We start from the raw sequence: 18,579 nt of genomic DNA on the forward strand, positions 1-18,579 counted from the left end.
GTGAACGCCAAGACGCGTCTCGACGCACAGACATCCGGGCAGTTCGAAGCGACTCCCGGACAGATTGCCCAGCGCCTGGCCGCCGGTTTCGCCGAAACCGCCGCCGAACGCGATATCCGTGGCGGCACGCCGAAGGCCGAGCGCGACGCGCTGCGCCAGAGCGGCCTGCTGTCGCTGATCATCCCCAGCGAGTACGGCGGCCTGGGTGCCGACTGGAGCACCACGCTGGAAATCGTCCGCCAGTTCGCCGTGGTCGACAGTTCCATTGCCCACGTGTTCGGTTTCCAGCACCTGATGCTGGCCACCGTGCGCCTGTTCTCCCGCCCCGAGCAGTGGCAGCCGTGGTTCGAGCTGACCGCGCGCAATCAATGGTTCTGGGGCAACGCACTCAACCCGCTGGATACCCGTACCGTGTCGCGCAGCTTCGCCGGCTGGCGCGAGTTCTCCGGGCGCAAGAGCTTCTGCTCCGGCGCGCTGGATTCGCAGATGCTTATTGCCTCGGCGCTGGACGGCGAGGGCGGCAAGCTGCTGATCGCCGCCATCCCCACCGCGCGCAGCGGCATCAGCCTGGCCCACGACTGGGACAACATGGGCCAGCGCCAGACCGACAGCGGCAGCGCCACCTTCGAGCGCGTGCGGGTGGAGGAGAGCGAGCTGCTGCTCGATCCGGGCCCGCTGAGCACGCCCTTTGCCTGCCTGCGCCCGCTGATTGCCCAGCTGATCTTCACCCACGTCTTCCTCGGTATTGCCGAGGGCGCGTTCGAGGAAGCGCGGCAGTACACGCTCAAGGAGGCCCGCCCGTGGTTCCGTTCCAGCGCCGCAACGGTGGCTGAAGACCCCTACGTGCTCGCGCACTACGGCGAGTTCTGGGTTGGCCTGGAAAGCACCCGCCTGCTGGTGCGCCGTGCTGCGCAACTGCTCGACGAAGCCTGGAACAAAGGAGCGGCACTGGACGCCGAGGAGCGCGGCCGGCTCGCCGTGGCCATCGCCACCGCCAAGGTCGCGGCCACCCGCAATGGCCTGGACATCTGCAACCGCCTGTTCGAAGTCACCGGCGCGCGCTCCACCCATGCCGCGCTGCGCATCGACCGCTACTGGCGCAACCTGCGCACCCAGACCCTGCACGACCCGGTGGACTACAAGGTCCGCGAGCTGGGCGACTGGGCGCTGAACCAGCAACTGCCGCAACCGACCTTCTACTCATGAACGCGACCACACCCGAGGGGCTGCTGACCCTGCCCAAATCGCCCGCGCTGGCCACCTCCATCCGCGCGACCGCCCAGGTCTTCGAAGACCCGAAATCCCAGGCGCTGCTCGACCACCTGCAGCAGGTCGCGCCCAGCGAGGCCAGCGTGCTGATCATCGGCGAGACCGGTACCGGCAAGGAGCTGGTGGCGCGGCACATCCACAACCTCAGTGCGCGGCGCGGCGGTCCGTTCGTGGCGGTGAACTGCGGGGCCTTCTCCGAGTCGCTGGTGGAGGCCGAGCTGTTCGGCCACGAGAAGGGCGCCTTCACCGGCGCGCTGGCGGCCAAGGCCGGCTGGTTCGAGGAGGCCAATGGCGGCACGCTGTTCCTCGACGAGATCGGCGACCTGCCAATGCCGATCCAGGTCAAGTTGCTGCGTGTGCTGCAGGAGCGCGAGGTAGTACGCCTGGGCTCGCGCAAGAGCATCCCGATCGACGTGCGGGTGCTCGCGGCCACCAACGTGCAACTGGAGAAGGCGATCAACGCCGGGCATTTCCGCGAGGACCTCTACTACCGGCTCAACGTGGTCAGCCTGGAGCTGTCGCCGCTACGCGAGCGGCCCGGCGACATCCTCCCGCTGACCCGCCATTTCATCGCCGAGTACAGCCGGCGCCTGGGCTACGGTCAGAGCCAGCTGAGCGCCGAGGCCGCGCAGAAGCTGCGCAGCTACTCGTGGCCGGGCAACATCCGCGAGCTGGAAAACGTCATCCACCATACGTTGCTGATCTGCCGCGACGGCGTGGTGCGCGCGGAGGACCTGCACCTGTCCAACCTGCGCATCGAGCGCAGCGAGGAGCCACGGCTGGAGTCCCTGGGCGCCGAGCAGATTCTCCAGCAGGCCTTCCAGCGGCTGTTCGAGGAGCAGGGCGGCAACCTGCATTCGCGGGTGGAAGATGCGCTGCTGCGCGCGGCCTATCGCTTCTGCCACTGCAACCAGGTCCACACCGCCAATCTGCTCGGCCTGAGCCGCAACGTCACGCGCACGCGGCTGATCGAGATCGGCGAGCTGGTGGTGAACAAGCGCCGGAGCGCGGCGGTGATCGACCCGCAGCGGGGCGTGCGGCTGTCGATCTAGCCCGCTCTGCTCGGGCCCGTCTATTTGGAGGTATTCGCCGCGGGCCACTGATCCACGGCAACGAAACGGACCAGTGGCCAGTCTAGACTCCGGGACCGCCCATCCATCGCGAAAGGAGTCTCCCATGCACGTGGACATCGCCATCGTCGGCGCCGGCCCCGCCGGGCTTTGCCTGGCCCGCTCGCTGTCGGGCAACGGGCTGTCGATCCTGCTGATCGACCGCCAGCCGCTGGCCGCCGTGTCCGAGCCCGCCGAGGACGGCCGGGAGATCGCTCTGACCCACGCCTCCCGCGCCGAACTGCAGCGGCTGGGCATGTGGTCGCGGATCGATCCGCAGGAAGTCTCGCCGCTGCGCGATGCCCAGGTGCTCAATGGCCCCTCGCTGTTCACCCTGCGCATCGAGGCCGAGCACGCCGGCGCCGAGCAGCTGGGTTACTTCGTGTCCAACCAGATGATCCGCCGCGCCACCTTCGATGCGGTGCACGAATGTGCGGACGTCTCGCTGGTCTGCGGCCGTGCCTTGCGCACGTTGCAGGTGCAGCAGGATGGCGTGTCGCTGACGCTGGACGATGACAGCCGTGTCCATGCGCGCCTGCTGGTGGCGGCCGACAGCCGCTTCTCCGAGACCCGCCGCATGCTCGGCATCGGCGCGCACATGGAGGACTTCGGCAAGACCATGATGGTCTGCCGCATGGCCCACGAGAAACCGCACCACAATGTCGCCTGGGAATGGTTCGGCTACGGCCAGACCCTGGCGCTGCTGCCGATCAACGGCGACCGCTCCTCGGTGGTGCTGACCTTGCCGCAGCGCGAGATGGCGCCGCTGCTGGAGCTGGACGAGAAGGCCTTCGCCCAGGAGATGGAGCGCCGCTTCGACCGCCGCCTGGGTGGCATGCAGCTGCTCGGCCCGCGCCACAGCTACCCGCTGGTGGGTGTGTACTCGGACCGCTTCGTCGGCCCGCGCAGCGCACTGATCGGCGATGCCGCGGTCGGCATGCACCCGGTCACTGCCCACGGCTTCAACTTCGGCCTGCAGAGCCAGCGTCGGCTGGCCAATGAAATCCTCGCGACCCATCGCCGAGGCGGCGATATCGGCGGCACCTGGCCGCTGCGTCGTTACGCCATGGCCCACCGCCTGGCGACCTGGCCGCTGTACCAGGCCACCCGGCTGATCGTCGGCATGTACACCGACCCGCGCCCGCCGGTGCGTCTGCTGCGCAATGCCGGCCTGCGCCTGGCGCAGAACCTGCCGCCGCTGCGCACGGCGATTGCCAAGCATCTGACCCAGGGGGCCTGATAGCTGGCTTGGTATCCGCCACAATGGCGGATAACGCCGTAGGCGTTATGCACCCTACGGGGCTTGCTCTGGAGCGTAAAAGCGTTCGCGAGCAAGCTCGCTCCTACGAAAAGCATACCGAGTGGCTCGGTGACTGTAGGAGCGAGCTTGCTCGCGAATGGTACGGCTCCTGACGCATCAGGCAGCCTCGGTCTGCCGTGCCTTCTTCTGCTCCAGCTCGCGCACCAGCGGCAGCACCTTCTCGCCGAAGTAGCGCACTTCTTCCTGGAAGTGCAGGAAGCCCGTCAACACCAGGTCCACGCCCACCGCCTTGAGCGCGACGATGCGTTCGGCGATCTGCTGCGGCGTGCCGATCAGGTTGGTCTTGAAGCCGTCGTTGTACTGCACCAGGTCCTCGAAGCTGGATTTCGCCCAGTTGCCTTCGCCCTCCGGCGAGGCGGCGCCGGCTTGCTTGGCAGCGTGGCCGAAGGCGTTTACCGCTTCCGGGTCGGCCTTGTCGATGATCTCGGCGAGCACTGCGCGGGCTTCCTCCTCGGTATCGCGGGCGATGACGAAGGCGTTCACCCCGATCTTCACCGCGTGACCGTTGGCCGCGGCCTTTTCGCGGATGTCGTCCACCTGTGCCTTGATCCCTTCCACGCTGTTGCCGTTGGTGAAGTACCAGTCGGAGACCCGTGAAGCCATGTCGCGCGCGGCCCGCGAGCTGCCGCCCTGGAAGATCTCCGGATGCGGGCGCTGCAGTGGACGCGGTTTCAGGTTGTAGTCGTGGAAGCGGTAGAAGTCACCGTGGAAGCTGAAGTTGTCCTGGGTCCAGATGCCCTTCAGGGCGCGGATGAATTCCTCCGCGCGGCGGTAGCGCTCGTCATGCTCCAGCCAGGGTTCGCCGATGGCCTGGAACTCTCCCTTGAACCAGCCGCTGACGATGTTCACTGCGATGCGCCCGCCAGTGAGCTGGTCGATGGTCGCCAGTTGCTTGGCCGCCAGCGCGGGCGTCCATGGGCCGGGGAGGATGGCGGCGATCACCTTGAGCTTTTCCGTGGCGCCCAGCAGGGCATGGCTGAAGGCTACCGACTCGTGCTGGTACTCGGCGCCGTAGCCGGCGGTGAAGCGGATCTGCGTCAGCGCGTAGTCGAAACCCGCGTCCTCGGCGATGCGCGCGAGCTGGCGGTTATAGTCGATGTCCCAGTGGGTGCGCTGCTCGATCTTGCTGACCACCAGGCCGCCACTGACGTTGGGGACCCAGTAGGCGAAGCGGATCGGTTGTTGGCTCATGGCTCGGGCTCCTCGGGGCTGCACAGCGGCGAAGGTGCCGCAGGCTGTGCAGAGCGAAAGCCGTGCCACGCGGGGAAATTCCCAGCGGATCAGCAGCTTGGCGTTTGGCCAGGACAGCGGCGGGTGTTCCGTACGGCGCACAGCTGCTGGGCAAGTGTTGGTCAGGCAACAGTGCCGGGTGCGACAACCGGCCCCTGAGCAGACGCCGGCAAGGCTGTCAGAATTCGAAGTTCACCCGCTCACAGAAGCGGGGACCTCCTGCGTGCGAATCCACAACAGAACAAATCCAGGGGGCAGCATGGCCATCACTTCCAGCGATATCTGCAACGCCGCCGACGGGCTGTCCGGCTTCGTCGGCTTCAACCTCAAGACCGGCAAGTACATCGTGCGCTTCAGCGAAGACTCCTTCGGCATGGACGTGGCCGAGGACAGTATCCGTCCGGCCTGCGAGTTCGTCTGGGCACCGAAAAACGGCGTGGTGATGACCCTGAGCCGCGAGTGCCTGCAGATTCTTGCCGAGCAGAACATCCACGACCGCCTGAACCTCAACGAGGCGCTGCTGACCTACCTGCGCCGCACCGACCTGCCGGAGATCGCCGCCGAGCGTTGCCTGAAGTGATCACCACGCCCGCGCGCCGGGCGTTCGCAGGGGCGGGGAGCGCCGGGCAGCGCGAAGCCGGGGAGGGGTTCGCGGGCCCGCTCCTGCAGAAACCGGGATTCGGGACCAGCCGGAGCGGACGGCGTCCGCTCCGGTGTCTTGCCGGACCCTACTGGGCCAGCTCCTTGCGCAGGTCCGCCACCTGGCCGGCGGTGACCGGCGCCGCTGCGTTGCCCCAGGTATTGCGCACGTAGGTCAGCACGTTGGCGACCTTCTCGTCGTCGAGGTTCCAGGCGAACGAAGGCATGGCTGGCGAGGTGGGCGCAGCCTCGGTGCCACCGGCCCGGCTGCCGGCCAGTACCACGCGGATCAGCGAGGTCGGGTCGTCGTTGTTGACCAGCGGTGCGGCGGCGAGGGTCGGGAACAGGTTCTTCACCCCGGTACCGTTGCTCACGTGGCAGGCAGAGCAGCGGTCGGCGTAGATCGCCTTGCCCGCGACCATCGCCGCGTCGCTGGCCGCCACCGGCGTCGGTGCCGATTTGTCGGCCGCACCATCCTTGAGGTACACCGCGACGGCCAGCAGGTCTTCGTCGTTCCAGTGCTGGGTCGAGTTCTCCACCGCTTCGGCCATGGGGCCGGAGGCGATGTCGAAGCGGTTGGCGCCGGTCTTCAGGTACTGCACGAGGTCCTCGGTGCTCCACTGGCCGATGCCGCTGTGCGGGTTGGCGGTGATGTCCGGGGCGACCCAGCCCTGCAGGTTGGCGCCGGCGAGGAAGCGGTCGTTGTCGTCGCCGCCGATCAGGTTCTTCGGCGTGTGGCAGGTACCGCAGTGGCCCAGGCCTTCAACCAGGTAGGCGCCACGGTTCCATTGCGGCGATTTGTCCGGCGAGGGCACGAATTCGCCCTGGGTGAAGTTCAGCCAGTTCCAGCCGATGAGGCTGGTGCGCACGCTGAAGGGGAAGGGCAGCTGGTTGCTTTCCACCGGGTTGCGCACCGGCTCCAGGGTCTGCAGGTAGGCCCAGAGCGCCAGGTTGTCCTCGCGTCGCACCTTGGTGTACGCGGTGAAGGGCATCGCGCCGTACAGCCGCTTGCCGTTGCGCCCATGGCCGGTGGACATCACCGCCTGGAAGTCGTCGAAGCTCCAGCGGCCGAGGCCGGTTTCCGTATCGGGTGTGATATTGGCGCCCACCAGCTTGCCGAACGGCGTTTCGATCGCCACGCCACCGGCGAAGGGCGCCTGGCCGGGTACCGTGTGGCAGGCGGTGCAGTCGCCCAGCACGGCGAGGTATCGGCCTTTTTCCACCAGGTTGTAGGAGTCAGCAGCCGTGCCGGCAACGGCCGATTGCAGGTTGAGCCCGAGCAGGGCGAGGGTGCCGAGGGAGAGAAGAGTCTTCATGCGCTGATCATCTCCCCGGGGCGTTTCAGGTAGAGCCGGCGGATCGCATCGGCAGCCTTGAAGGCCAGGGCGCCGACGGTGCCGGTCGGGTTGTAGCCGGGGTTCTGCGGGAAGGCCGAAGAGCCGACCACGAACAGATTCGGTACTCCCCACACCTGCAGGTGCTTGTTCACCGAGCTGTTCTTCGGGTCGGCGCCCATGATGAAGCCGCCGACGATGTGCGAGGACTGGTAGGAGGTGTTGGACCAGGGGCCCTTGCGCGGCGCCGGGACGATCTGCTGCGGGTTCATGCTGCGGGCGATCTCGGCCACCTTGTCGGTGCAGTACTGCGCCATGCGCAGGTCGTTCTCCGGGAAGTCGAAGGTGATGCGCAGCAGCGGCCGGCCGTGGGGGTCGTTGTAGTTCGGGTCCAGCGACAGGTAGTTGCCGCGGGTGGTGTAGCTGCTGGCTTCGCAGCCGATGGACATGTTGCTCAGGTAGCTTTCCACCGTGGCCTTCTTCCACTTCGCGCCCCAGGTCGGGGTGCCCGGCGGCGTCGGGCGCGAGTCGATGGGCGCGGCACCGATGGGTGTCACGCGGGTGCTGCCGCCGCCGACGAAGCCGAGCCCGGAGTGATCGAAGTTGTCGTTGTTGAACTCGTCGATGCCCATGCCGATGGCGCCGCCACCGATGAAGGGATTGAAGTTCTTGTCCTTGAAGAACAGCTTCACGCTGTTGGCCGTCTGGTAGGCGAAGTTGCGCCCGGTGGTGCCAGTGTTGGCGATCGGGTTGTACGGCTCACCGATGCCGGAGAGCAGCATCAGGCGCACGTTCTCGAAGATGAACGCGGCGACCACCACGATATCCGCCGGCTGCTCCCATTCCTCGCCGCTGGAGTCGACGTAGACGATACCGGTGGCGCGCTGGCCGGTGCTGTCGAGGGTGACCTTGAGCACTTCGGAATTGGTCCGCGCGGTGAAATTGGGTTTGCGGATCAGCGCCGGCATCACGTTGACGATGGCGCTGGCCTTGGAGTAGTTGGCGCAGCCGTAGTTGGTGCAGAAGCCGCAGAAGGTGCACGGCCCCATGGTCACGCCGAGCTGGTTGGTGTAGCCCTGGGAGGCCAGCGCCGAGGGCACCGGGAACGGCTTGTAGCCCAGGTTGCGCGCGGCCTCGGCGAACAGGGTCGGGGCGTAGGTCTGCGCGGTGGGCGGGTTGGGGTACTCGCGCGAGCGCGCACCCTCGAAGGGGTTGCCGCCCTCGACGATGCTGCCCTTGAGGTTGCCGGCCTTGCCGGAAACCCCGGCCAGCCGCTCGAAGGCGTCGTAGTGCGGTTCCATTTCCTCCCAGGTGGTGCCCCAGTCCTGCAGGGTCAGCTCTTCGGGCACTTCCTTGCCGTAGCGCTCCTTCAGATGACTGGCCAGGCGGAATTCCTCGGGCTGGAAGCGGAAGGTGATACCGGCCCAGTGGTTGCCGGCGCCGCCGGTGCCGTTGCCGGGGTGGAACGAGCCCCAGGAGCGCATCGGCAGGGCGGTTTCCGTTTCCTTGTTGCGCATCGTGCAGGTGTTCTGCCGGGTGCGCAGCATCAGTTCCTGGCGACGGTTGTAGCGCAACTCGTCAGCCGCCGAAGCGAGGTTGAAGTCGGCGGCGGTGTCGCGCCACGGCCCGCGTTCGAAGCCGATCACATTGAGGCCGGCGTCAGCCAGCTCGTGGGCGATGATGGAACCGGCCCAGCCGAGTCCGACGACCACCACATCGGTGGAAGGTAGTTTCTTGGCCATGCGGTGGTTATCCCTTTTTCGTCCAGGCGGAGCTGCCGATGATGGAGAGCGGCACGAGGTCGAGCTTCTGGTTGTGCAGGGCGATGTAGTCGCGGTAGTCGTAGCGTGCGCCAGGGAAGCCGAGCATCTTCCACGACACCATGTCGCGGTTGCCGCCATAGATCGGGTCGGCGAAGAAACCTTCCATGGTGTTGTCCAGCACCTGCTGGAAGAACAGTCTGGCGTCGATGCCTTCGAGGGTGATGGCGCCTTTTTCCAGGTCAGTCAGGACCTGGTCGCGCTGCTCGCCGGGCAGGGCGCTGAAGTTCTTCTGGAACTTGCTCTGGCAGTACTTGCCCAGCGCGGCGAGGCCGATGTGATAGCGCTCACGCGGCACCAGCGGCGACTGATCGGCCTGGGCCGGAGTGCCCGGCGTGAAAGGGCCTTGCATGTACAGGCGACCGAAGTCGCCGTAGTCGCTGACCAGCTGGCGGTCGATGAACACCGCGCAGCCGGCGTCCTTGCCGCTGACGCTCAGCTCGTCGGCGGGAATCAGCTGTTCGACTATCGCTTCCACCTCGGTGGCTTCCTCGGCGGTGAAGAACTGCCAGCCGGGGCTGTCGTAGTGCAGCGGGCCGTTGTGGTCGAAGGGCAGCCATTTCGGCGTGCCGATCACGGTGGCGGCCTGGGCGCTGGCGGCAGCGCCGACGGCCAGCGAGGCGGCGGACGACTTCAACAGCTGGCGCCGGGTGAAGCCCTTGGGGTGTTCGGTCATTTCGGCTCCTGAGGCAATACCCGTCCGCTCGTTGTCGAGGGGGAATGGAAGGGTCCTGCCAGGTCAGTTCACGGTGGTGCGCTCTGTGCCGCGGCAGTCGAGCGGAGCGGGGGTGCGAAGTCGGCCCGCAAGGGGGCACTGTGCCGATCGGCTGGCCGGAAATGGTCCCTGGCCTGTGCCGGATTGGCGCTTCGTCTTTTCCACGCGCGTTTTTAGACTAGAGGCCGTAACAAAATGTTGCAGGTTTTTTCGCGGTAAAGGCTTGTTGCGGATTTTGAGAAAATCCGCGGGCCAGACGCGCCGCGGACTAACAGGGTGTGCAGGAGCGGACTTTGTCCGCGATGACCCGGTGCGATGCGGACCGATCGCGGACGCAGTCCGCTCCTACGCCAAGGTCACGCAGCTGCGGGGGTTCAGAGGAACATCCCGCCCGAAGCCTCCACGCGCTGGCCGTTGATCCAGCGGCCGCCGTCGGAGAGCAGGGTGGCGATCACCGCGCCGATATCGTCCGGCAGGCCGACGCGGCCCAGGGCGGTGTTGCTGGCGATCTGCTTGTTCAGCTCGGCGTTGTCGCGCACCTGGCCGCCGCCGAAATCGGTCTCGATGGCGCCCGGGGCGAGGATGTTCACGGCGATGCCGCGTGCGCCCAGCTCCTTCGCCTGGTACTTGGTGAGGGTTTCCATGGCGCCTTTCATGGTTGCGTAGGCGGCGTAGCCGGGCAGCGAGAAACGCGTCAGGCCACTGGAGACGTTGAGGATGCGGCCGCCTTCGGCGATCAGTGGCAGCAGCTTCTGGGTCAGGAAGAACGGGCCCTTGAGCTGGATGTTCATCAGTTGGTCGAACATCTCTTCGCTGGTCTCGGCGAAGCTGGCGTAGAGGCCGATGCCGGCGTTGTTCACCAGGAAGTCGAAGTCCTGCCGGCCGAAGGTGTCGCCCAGGGTGGTGCGGATCTGCTGCGCGAAGGCCGCGAAGCGGGTGCTGTCCGCGACATCCAGTTGCAGCATCACGGCGCGGCCGCCGTGCTGCTCGATCTCGGCGGCGACGGCGTGGGCTTCGTCAGCCTGGCTGCGGTAGGTGCCGATGATGTCGACGCCGGCAGCGGCGAGGTGCAGGGCGGCGTTGCGGCCAAGGCCACGGCTGGCGCCGGTGATGAGAGCGATCTTGCGGGTCATGGCGAAGCTCCTGTGCTGGTTTGGAGAGCAGGTGGGATTGAGGGAAAGCTTATTGTTCGATTGGCTGGTGATAAACAGGCATGAATCGGAAATACTGGTCGACATTGCCGAACAATAAGCCGTGCATTCCACAGAGAGCCACCCATGATCCGCCCCGACCTGCTCCGCACCTTCGTCCGCGTCACCGAGCTGGCCAGCTTCACCCAGGCCGGCGAGCAGCTCGGCCTGCCGCGCTCCACCGTGTCCGAACACATCCAGGCGCTGGAGGAACTGCTCGGCACGCGCCTGCTGCAACGCACGACAAGACGCGTTACCGCAACCCAGGACGGCCTGGTGCTCTATGAGCGCAGCAAGGACATGCTGGCCCAGCTGGACGAATTGCAGGGCCTGTTCCGACAGGACGACGAAGCCCTCGGCGGCCGCCTGCGGGTGGACATGCCGACGGTGATGGCGCGCAAGCTGGTGATGCCGCGCCTGGGCGAATTCCTCGCGCGGCACCCGGCGCTGGAACTGGAGGTGAGCTGCACCGACCGCCGCGTCGACCTGGTGCGCGAGGGTTTCGACTGCGTGGTGCGGGTCGGTTCGGTGAGCGATCCATCGGTGGTGGCGCGCAGCCTCGGGCAGTTTCCGCAGGTGACCTGCGCGAGCCCGTCCTATCTCGCCGAACACGGCGTGCCGCAGACACTGGACGACCTCGCCGGGCACCAGCTGATCCACTATGTGACGGTGCTGGGTGCGCGGCCGCCGGGCTTCGAGTACCTGCACCATGGCGAGGTGCGCTTCGTGCCGATGGGCGGGGCGCTGTCGGTGAACAACGCCGAGGCCTACGAAAGCGCGGCCATGGGTGGGCTGGGGATCATCCAGGTGCCGATCCATGGCGTGCTGGACGACCTGGAAGCGGGGCGGCTGGTGGCGGTGCTGGAGCACATCCCGTTGCCGCCCATGGAAATCTCCCTGCTCTACGCCCATCGCCGCCTGCCGCAGCGGGTGCGGGTGTTCATGCAATGGCTGGCACAGTTGCTGGGCGAACCCGGGGTGCTGGGTACTCCCGTGACTGTGAAGACCTAGCTGGCCCAGTCGGAATTCAGGATCACTTCGCAGAAGTTGCCGCGCACGAAGTCCGCATCCTTCATCGCCAGCACGTCGGCCTTGACGTTGCCGAAGGTGGTTTCCGGCTTGGCTTTGATGCCGTCGTAGAAGGCTTGCAGGATGTCCTGCTTGAACTGCCCGCCGCGTGGATGGGCGGCGACCACGGCGTCACGCTGGGCGTCGCTGAACTGCGGGTAGGCGATGCCCAGCACGTCCATTTCCACCCCGGCGGTGACCAGGGCGATCTCCGGCTTCATGTGCTGCGGGATACCGGGCGTGGTGTGCAGGGCGATGGCGGTCCACACCGTGTCGATGTCGCTTTCGGCGATGCCGTGGCTGCGCAGGAACTGGGCGGCGCAGTCGGCACCGTCCACTTCGAAGCGTTCGCACTGGCTGCAGTAACGCGGCATCAGGCCCATGTCGTGGAACATCGCGCCGGCGTAGAGCAGCTCGGCGTCGAACTTCAGTTCCTTGCGCGCGCCGGTCAGCGCGCCCCAGTAGTAGACGCGCGAGGAATGGTGGAAGAGCAGCGGGGTGGCGTTGTCGCGGACCATCTCGGTGATGGCCTTGGCAAGGGCGCTGTCGGGGACTTTGACGCCGTTCAGGTCGAGGCTCATGGCGGGCTCCTGGGCTGGGTTTCCAAGGCGCGAAGCGGGCTGCGTCGCGCTCCATGCCATTGGAAATCCGCGGCCCCCGAGGGACAACGAGGGCGAGGGAGCGAATCCGGACAGCCGTGCATCCTTTGCTGCCAGCAGCCTGTAAACCTCTGAAATCGAGCTCACCTGCAGGAGCGCCGATGCGGGGCGAAGATCGTAGGGCGCATAACGCGCCAGCGTTATCCTCCGCCAGGCAATCGGCGGATAATCCGTTCCGGGTTTTGCGCCCTACGGTCCTACCGTTCGAAAGCCTCGGCGTGGGGCGTCTGCCTTAGACGAACTGCGCCGCCGCATAGCCTGAGGCCCAGGCCCACTGGAAGTTGAAGCCGCCCAGGTGGCCGGTGACGTCCAGCACTTCGCCGACGAAGTACAGGCCGGGGGATTTCAGCGACTCCAGGGTCTTGGACGACACCTCGCGGGTGTCGACGCCACCCAGGGTCACTTCCGCCGTGCGGTAGCCCTCGGTGCCGGCCGGCACCAGCTGCCAATCGCCCAGGCGCTCGGCGATCGCCTTCAGCTCGGCCGGCGTGTACTGCTTCATCGGTCTGGAGACGAACCACTGCTCGGCCAGCAGGCCGGCCATCTTCTTGGTGAACAGCTCGCCCAGCAGCGTCTTCAGCTCGCTGTTGGGGCGCTCGCGCTGCTGCTCGACGAGCCAGACGGGCAGGTCGATGCGCGGCAGCAGGTCGATGCTGATGGTGTCGCCCGGCTGCCAGTAGGAGGAAATCTGCAGGATCGCCGGGCCGCTGAGGCCGCGGTGGGTGAACAGGATGTTCTCGACGAAGCTCTGGCCGTTGCAGCTGACCCGGCAGTCCTCCACCGAGGTGCCGGACAGCTCGGTACACAGGGCCTTGAGCTGCGGATCGGTAATGGTGAAGGGCACCAGGCCGGCGCGGGTCGGCAGCACGCTGTGGCCGAACTGGCGGGCGACCTGGTAGCCGAAGCCGGTGGCGCCCAAGGTCGGGATCGACAGGCCGCCGGTGGCGATCACCAGGGATTCGCAGCGCACCAGGCCGAGGCTGGTCTGCAGTTGGTAGCCGCCTTCGTCGAGACGGGCGATCTCGCTCACCGAGGTGTCCAGGCGCAGGTCGACGCCGGCCTGCTCGCACTCGTCCAGCAGCAGGCCGAGGATGTCGCTGGACTTGTTATCGCAGAACAGCTGGCCGAGCTTCTTCTCGTGGTAGGGCACGCCGTGCTTGGCCACCAGGGCGATGAAGTCCCACTGGGTGAAACGCGCCAGCGCGGACTTGCAGAAGTGCGGGTTCTGCGAAAGGAAGTTGACCGGCTCGCAGTACATGTTGGTGAAGTTGCAGCGCCCGCCACCGGACATGAGGATCTTCTTGCCGGCCTTGTTGGCGTGGTCGATCAGCAGGACCTGACGACCGCGCGCGGCGGCGCTCATGGCGCACATCAGTCCCGCGGCGCCGGCGCCGATGATGATGACCTGGGATCTGAGCACGGTGGATTCCTCGTGGACGAGCGCCTGGGCGACGCAAAAGCCGCGCATCTTACCCCAAGGGCGCCGTGCGGGCTGCCTGTAGCCGACCACGTGTCGATTGTGCAAGCACGCTTCCCGACCGGCGCCGGGCACGTCGGGATATCCCCGCGGCGCTTTTGTCCGGATAATGCGCGGCAGTTCGCTTTCTACTTTTTCGTGGTAATGCCCGCATGGAAATCAAGGTCAATTTTCTCGACAACCTCCGACTCGAAGCCAAGTTCGACGACTTCACGGTGATTGCCGACCAGCCCATCCGCTACAAGGGCGACGGTTCGGCACCGGGGCCGTTCGATTACTTCCTGGCTTCCTCGGCGCTGTGCGCGGCTTACTTCGTCAAGCTCTACTGCCAGACCCGCGACATTCCCACGGACAATATCCGCCTGTCGCAGAACAACATCGTCGACCCGGAAAACCGCTACAAGCAGATCTTCAAGATCCAGGTGGAACTGCCGGCGGACATCTCCGAGAAGGATCGCCAGGGCATCCTGCGCTCCATCGACCGCTGCACGGTGAAGAAGGTGGTGCAGACCGGCCCGGACTTCGTCATCGAGCAAGTCGAGAACCTCGACGCCGACGCCCAGGCGCTGCTGATGCCGAGCACCGCCGCCGGTGCCAGCACCTATATCCAGGGCAAGGACCTGCCGCTGGAACAGACCATCGCCAACATGTCGGAAATCCTCGCCGGCCTGGGCATGAAGATCGAGATCGCATCCTGGCGCAACATCGTGCCCAACGTCTGGTCGCTGCACATCCGCGACGCGCAGTCGCCGATGTGCTTCACCAACGGCAAGGGCGCCACCAAGGAAAGCGCGCTGGCCTCGGCGCTGGGCGAGTTCATCGAGCGGCTGAACTGCAACTTCTTCTACAACGACCAGTACTGGGGCGAGGAGATCGCCAACGCGCCGTTCGTGCATTACCCCGACGAGCGCTGGTTCAAGCCGGGCGCAAAAGACGAGCTGCCGGAAGAAATCCTCGACGAGCACTGCCTGGAAGTCTTCAACCCGGACGGCGAACTGCGTGGCTCGCACCTCTACGACACCAACTCGGGCAACACCGAGCGCGGCATCTGCTCGCTGCCGTTCGTGCGTCAGTCCGATGGCGAGACGGTGTACTTCCCGTCCAACCTGATCGAGAACCTCTACCTGTCCAACGGCATGAGCGCCGGCAACACGCTGGCCGAAGCCCAGGTGCAGTGCCTGTCGGAAATCTTCGAGCGCGCGGTGAAGCGCGAAATCCTCGAGGGCGAACTGGCGCTGCCGGACGTGCCGCAGGAGGTGCTGGCCAAGTACCCGGGCATTGTCGCCGGCATCAAGGGCCTGGAGGAGCAGGGCTTCCCGGTGCTGGTCAAGGATGCCTCCCTGGGCGGCGAGTTCCCGGTGATGTGCGTGACCCTGATGAACCCGCGCACCGGCGGCGTGTTCGCCTCCTTCGGCGCGCACCCCAGCTTCGAGGTAGCACTGGAGCGCAGCCTCACCGAGCTGCTCCAGGGCCGCAGCTTCGAAGGCCTCAACGACCTGCCGCGGCCGACCTTCGAAAGCCAGGCGCTGACCGAGCCGAACAACTTCGTCGAGCACTTCATCGACTCCAGCGGCGTGGTGTCGTGGCGCTTCTTCAGCTCCAAGGCCGATTACGAGTTCGTCGAGTGGGACTTCTCTGGCCACGGTGACGATTCCAACGTGCAGGAAGCGCAGACCCTGTTCGGCATCCTCGAGGAGCAGGGCAAGGAGGTCTACATGGCCGTGTACGAGCACCTGGGCGCCACCGCCTGCCGCATCCTGGTGCCGGGCTACTCGGAAATCTACCCGGTGGAAGACCTCATCTGGGACAACACCAACAAGGCGCTGGCGTTCCGCGCGGACATCCTCAACCTGCACAGCCTGAACATCGTCCGCCTCAAGTCGCTGCTCAAGCGCCTGGAAGCCTGCGAGGTGGACGAGTACACCGACATCACCACGCTGATCGGCATCGAGTTCGACGACAACACGGTCTGGGGCCAACTGACCATCCTCGAGCTCAAGTTGCTGATCAATCTCGTGGCGAAGCGCTTCGAGACGGCCAAGGAGCTGGTGGAAATGTACCTCCAGTACAACGACAACACCGTCGAGCGCGGGCTGTTCTACCAGGCGCTCAGCGCCGCCCTGGAAGTGCACCTGGACGAGGAGCTGGAGATGGCCGACTTCGAGGCCAACTTCCGCCGCATGTTCGGCAACGAGCGCATGGACGCGGTGCTCGGCTCGCTGGACGGCAGCGTGCGCTTCTACGGCCTGACGCCGACCAGCACCAGGCTGGAGGGGCTGGACAAGCACCTGCGCCTGATCGACAGCTACAAGAAACTGCACCAGGCACGGGCCAGGGCGGTGGCGGGCCGCTGATCCGACAAAGTCGATTTCGCGTAGTCAGCGAGTCAGTAGGGCGAATAACGCGCAGCGTTATCCGCCGCGGAGCAAACGGCGGATAACCCGTTCCGGGTTATGCGCCCTACGGAACTGCACGGAAAGGGCACCTTCGGGTGCCCTTTTTCATGTCTGGCCATTGGGTTGGCAGTCCTGCATGCCGCTCGACCGGTCGTCCGGTGAAGCGTGAAAGTCCGCCTAGACTTGTCGATTCCGCCGTCGCCCAGGCGACCAAGCTGCATGCCGGTCAAGCCGACCGCGCGAGAATCAGGAGATTCACCATGTCCAGCCTGCAACGCGTCACCCCCTGCCTGTGGTTCGACGGCAAGGCCGAGGAAGCGGCCGAGTTCTATGTCGCCATCTTCCCCAACTCGCGGATTGTCCAGACCGCCTACTACCCCGAGGCCGAGAAGGACCGCCACGGCGGCGTGCCCGGCTCGGTGCTGACGGTGGAGTTCGTCCTCGACGGGCAGACCTTCATCGCGCTGAACGGCGGGCCGACCTTCAACTTCACCGAGGCGTTGTCGCTGCAGGTGATGTGCGACAGCCAGAAGGAGATCGACCACTTCTGGGACAAGCTCGGCGCCGGTGGCCCGGAGGAGGCGCAGGTCTGCGGTTGGCTGAAGGATCGCTATGGGGTGTCCTGGCAGATCTGCCCGCGCCACGTCGGCGACATGGTGGCCGACCCGAACCCGGCGAAGGCCAGCCGAACGCTGCAGGCGGTGATGGGCATGAAGAAGCTGGACATGGCCGCCATCGAGCGCGCTCACGCCGGCAACTGATTCCCACAGGCAGAGGAGGGCGCGCGGCATGTTCAGCCATATCACCGTCGGCACCAACGACCTGCCGCGTGCCATCGACTTCTATTCCAAGGTGCTCGGTGCGCTGGGGATCGTCCTCAAGGCGCATCGCCATGCGCCCGAGCGGGCGATCTTCGCCCACCCGGACAGCGACGTGGTGTTCTGCGTCTACCAGCCCATCGACGGCCGGCCAGCCAGCATCGGCAATGGCAGCCTGGTGGCCTTCGAGGCGCGCACGCGGCACCAGGTCGACAGCTTCCATGCCCGCGCCATGCAACAGGGCGGGGTCGACGAAGGGCCGCCGGGGGTGCGCCTGAACTACTCGCCGACCTACTACGGTGCCTACGTACGTGACCTGGACGGCAACAAGCTGTGTTGCGTCTGCCATCTGCAGGAGTGAGCCGGCGCGACAGAAATTTCGAACCTGCCAGCGCGGCGGCTCGTCCAACTCCCTGAGCGTCGCAGTCACCGGGTACGCACCGATTGCCCGACTGCGGCACCGCCAAGCGGCGAGGGTGCGCTCGCCGGACAGGGAGAATCTGCGATGGTCACTCACTACAAGGTCAAGGGGCACCTGGCCTGCGGGCATGCGGGCAAGCACCTGGAATCCACCACCGAGCTGAACCGGGTGAAATGCCGCAGCTGCCGCAACACCGAGGTCTACAAGGAAGCCCGCCGCGATGCGCGCAACGCCGCCCGCCGCGCCCAGCGCAAGGCCCGTGCCGAAGCCGTGCACAACGACTGGCGCAGCTTCTGGGAGAAACGCCTGGTCGCCATGCCGGGCAGCCAGCGCCTGCCGCGCGGGTTCCAGGACCAGCCGTTCGTCTGAGCCGGGCGTGGGCAGGAGGAGAGAGCGGATGCATGCCCGAGCGTTAAGCTCGGGAAAGTCGTGCTAGCATCTGCCCCGGCCCCGAATCCTCCTGCGGCGCTGGCAACCCGCCAGCGCCGCCATCCCTCACAGAAGGACCCATGCAATGGCTCAAGTTACCCTCAAGGGCAACCCGGTTTCCGTCGACGGCAAGCTGCCGCAGAAAGGCGAGCAGGCTCCGGCCCTGTCGCTGGTCGCCGGCAACCTGTCCGACGTCACCCTGGAAACCTACGCCGGCAAGCGCAAGGTGCTGAACATCTTCCCCAGCGTCGACACCCCGACCTGCGCCACCTCCGTGCGCAAGTTCAACGCTGAAGCCAGCAAGCTGGCCAACACTGTCGTACTGTGCGTTTCCGCCGACCTGCCGTTCGCCCAGGCGCGCTTCTGCGGTGCCGAAGGCCTGGAGAACGTGGTGAACCTGTCCACCCTGCGTGGCCGCGAGTTCCTCGCCAACTACGGCGTAGCCATCGCCGACGGCCCGCTGGCCGGCCTGGCTGCCCGCGCTGTCGTGGTGCTGGACGAGCAGAACAAGGTGCTGCACAGCGAGCTGGTAGGCGAGATCGCCGACGAGCCGAACTACGCCGCCGCCATCGCCGCCCTGGCCTGATGGAAGGATCGGGCCGGTCCATCAGGACTGGCCCCAATGGCGCGGAACCTCCCGCGCCATTTCCGGGTCGCAATGCCCCGGTAATTCGTAACTCCCGG

At 66.3% G+C, this 18,579-nt stretch carries 17 protein-coding genes; 10 read left to right on the forward strand and 7 right to left on the reverse strand.

Annotated features, from left to right (window positions below; translation table 11 throughout):
• The 3 genes from IB255_RS29470 to ubiM all read left to right on the forward strand — a co-directional run bounded on the left by IB255_RS29470 (window position 1) and on the right by ubiM (window position 3,618).
• Window positions 1–1,206, forward strand: coding sequence for an acyl-CoA dehydrogenase family protein (locus tag IB255_RS29470; protein ID WP_081516758.1), 1,206 nt, complete (start codon window positions 1–3; stop codon window positions 1,204–1,206).
• Window positions 1,203–2,321, forward strand: a complete 1,119-nt coding sequence (locus tag IB255_RS29475) for a sigma-54 interaction domain-containing protein (protein WP_081516759.1) — start codon at window positions 1,203–1,205, stop codon at window positions 2,319–2,321. The genes IB255_RS29470 and IB255_RS29475 overlap by 4 nt, the downstream gene beginning before the upstream one ends.
• A gap of 124 nt (window positions 2,322–2,445) precedes the next feature.
• A complete protein-coding gene (gene ubiM, locus IB255_RS29480; RefSeq protein ID WP_081516760.1) occupies window positions 2,446–3,618 on the forward strand; it encodes a 5-demethoxyubiquinol-8 5-hydroxylase UbiM in 1,173 nt (390 codons plus the stop codon).
• A gap of 177 nt (window positions 3,619–3,795) precedes the next feature.
• On the opposite strand, the gene sfnG is transcribed toward ubiM, so the two are convergent.
• Window positions 3,796–4,890 carry a dimethylsulfone monooxygenase SfnG gene (gene sfnG, locus IB255_RS29485; protein WP_192211238.1) on the reverse strand — a complete coding sequence of 365 codons (1,095 nt, stop codon included), beginning with the start codon at window positions 4,888–4,890 and terminating at the stop codon, window positions 3,796–3,798.
• A 298-nt stretch (window positions 4,891–5,188) separates the two neighbouring features.
• Between sfnG and IB255_RS29490 the strand changes: the two genes are divergently transcribed.
• Window positions 5,189–5,509, forward strand: a complete 321-nt coding sequence (locus tag IB255_RS29490) for a DUF2025 family protein (protein ID WP_081516762.1) — start codon at window positions 5,189–5,191, stop codon at window positions 5,507–5,509.
• A 148-nt stretch (window positions 5,510–5,657) separates the two neighbouring features.
• Here IB255_RS29490 and IB255_RS29495 read toward each other — a convergent pair whose 3' ends face one another.
• From IB255_RS29495 to IB255_RS29510, 4 genes are all read right to left on the reverse strand, one after another.
• On the reverse strand, window positions 5,658–6,884 hold the full coding sequence (locus tag IB255_RS29495) for a c-type cytochrome (RefSeq protein ID WP_081516763.1): 1,227 nt from the start codon (window positions 6,882–6,884) through the stop codon (window positions 5,658–5,660).
• Window positions 6,881–8,644, reverse strand: coding sequence for a GMC family oxidoreductase (locus IB255_RS29500; RefSeq protein ID WP_081516764.1), 1,764 nt, complete (start codon window positions 8,642–8,644; stop codon window positions 6,881–6,883). The genes IB255_RS29495 and IB255_RS29500 overlap by 4 nt, the downstream gene beginning before the upstream one ends.
• Window positions 8,645–8,651: 7 nt before the next feature.
• Entirely contained in the window at window positions 8,652–9,398 is a 747-nt protein-coding gene (locus IB255_RS29505; RefSeq protein WP_081516765.1) for a gluconate 2-dehydrogenase subunit 3 family protein, read from the reverse strand.
• Between the two features lie 413 nt (window positions 9,399–9,811).
• Window positions 9,812–10,570: an SDR family NAD(P)-dependent oxidoreductase gene (locus IB255_RS29510; protein ID WP_081516766.1), complete on the reverse strand. Its 759-nt coding sequence runs from the start codon at window positions 10,568–10,570 to the stop codon at window positions 9,812–9,814.
• A 144-nt stretch (window positions 10,571–10,714) separates the two neighbouring features.
• On the opposite strand from IB255_RS29510, the gene IB255_RS29515 reads away from it, so the two are divergent.
• A complete protein-coding gene (locus tag IB255_RS29515) occupies window positions 10,715–11,638 on the forward strand; it encodes a LysR family transcriptional regulator (protein WP_081516767.1) in 924 nt (307 codons plus the stop codon).
• On the opposite strand, the gene IB255_RS29520 is transcribed toward IB255_RS29515, so the two are convergent.
• Together IB255_RS29520 and IB255_RS29525 are read right to left on the reverse strand one after the other, a co-directional pair.
• Window positions 11,635–12,276 carry an HD domain-containing protein gene (locus tag IB255_RS29520; protein WP_081516768.1) on the reverse strand — a complete coding sequence of 214 codons (642 nt, stop codon included), beginning with the start codon at window positions 12,274–12,276 and terminating at the stop codon, window positions 11,635–11,637. The two genes, IB255_RS29515 and IB255_RS29520, sit on opposite strands and share 4 nt — an antisense overlap.
• A 310-nt stretch (window positions 12,277–12,586) precedes the next feature.
• Window positions 12,587–13,822 carry an NAD(P)/FAD-dependent oxidoreductase gene (locus tag IB255_RS29525; protein ID WP_081516769.1) on the reverse strand — a complete coding sequence of 412 codons (1,236 nt, stop codon included), beginning with the start codon at window positions 13,820–13,822 and terminating at the stop codon, window positions 12,587–12,589.
• 161 nt (window positions 13,823–13,983) lie between these two features.
• Between IB255_RS29525 and IB255_RS29530 the strand changes: the two genes are divergently transcribed.
• From IB255_RS29530 to tpx, 5 genes are all read left to right on the forward strand, one after another.
• Window positions 13,984–16,185, forward strand: coding sequence for an OsmC domain/YcaO domain-containing protein (locus IB255_RS29530; RefSeq protein WP_081516770.1), 2,202 nt, complete (start codon window positions 13,984–13,986; stop codon window positions 16,183–16,185).
• Window positions 16,186–16,487: 302 nt separating this feature from the next.
• On the forward strand, window positions 16,488–16,988 hold the full coding sequence (locus tag IB255_RS29535; protein WP_081516771.1) for a VOC family protein: 501 nt from the start codon (window positions 16,488–16,490) through the stop codon (window positions 16,986–16,988).
• A gap of 28 nt (window positions 16,989–17,016) precedes the next feature.
• Window positions 17,017–17,406 carry a VOC family protein gene (locus IB255_RS29540; protein WP_081516772.1) on the forward strand — a complete coding sequence of 130 codons (390 nt, stop codon included), beginning with the start codon at window positions 17,017–17,019 and terminating at the stop codon, window positions 17,404–17,406.
• A 144-nt stretch (window positions 17,407–17,550) separates the two neighbouring features.
• On the forward strand, window positions 17,551–17,835 hold the full coding sequence (locus IB255_RS29545; protein WP_081516773.1) for a hypothetical protein: 285 nt from the start codon (window positions 17,551–17,553) through the stop codon (window positions 17,833–17,835).
• Window positions 17,836–17,980: 145 nt separating this feature from the next.
• On the forward strand, window positions 17,981–18,481 hold the full coding sequence (gene tpx, locus IB255_RS29550) for a thiol peroxidase (RefSeq protein WP_081516774.1): 501 nt from the start codon (window positions 17,981–17,983) through the stop codon (window positions 18,479–18,481).
• Window positions 18,482–18,579 lie beyond the last annotated feature (98 nt).

The sequence above is a fragment of the Pseudomonas sp. PDM22 genome (assembly GCF_014851965.1).
Taxonomy (GTDB): domain Bacteria; phylum Pseudomonadota; class Gammaproteobacteria; order Pseudomonadales; family Pseudomonadaceae; genus Pseudomonas.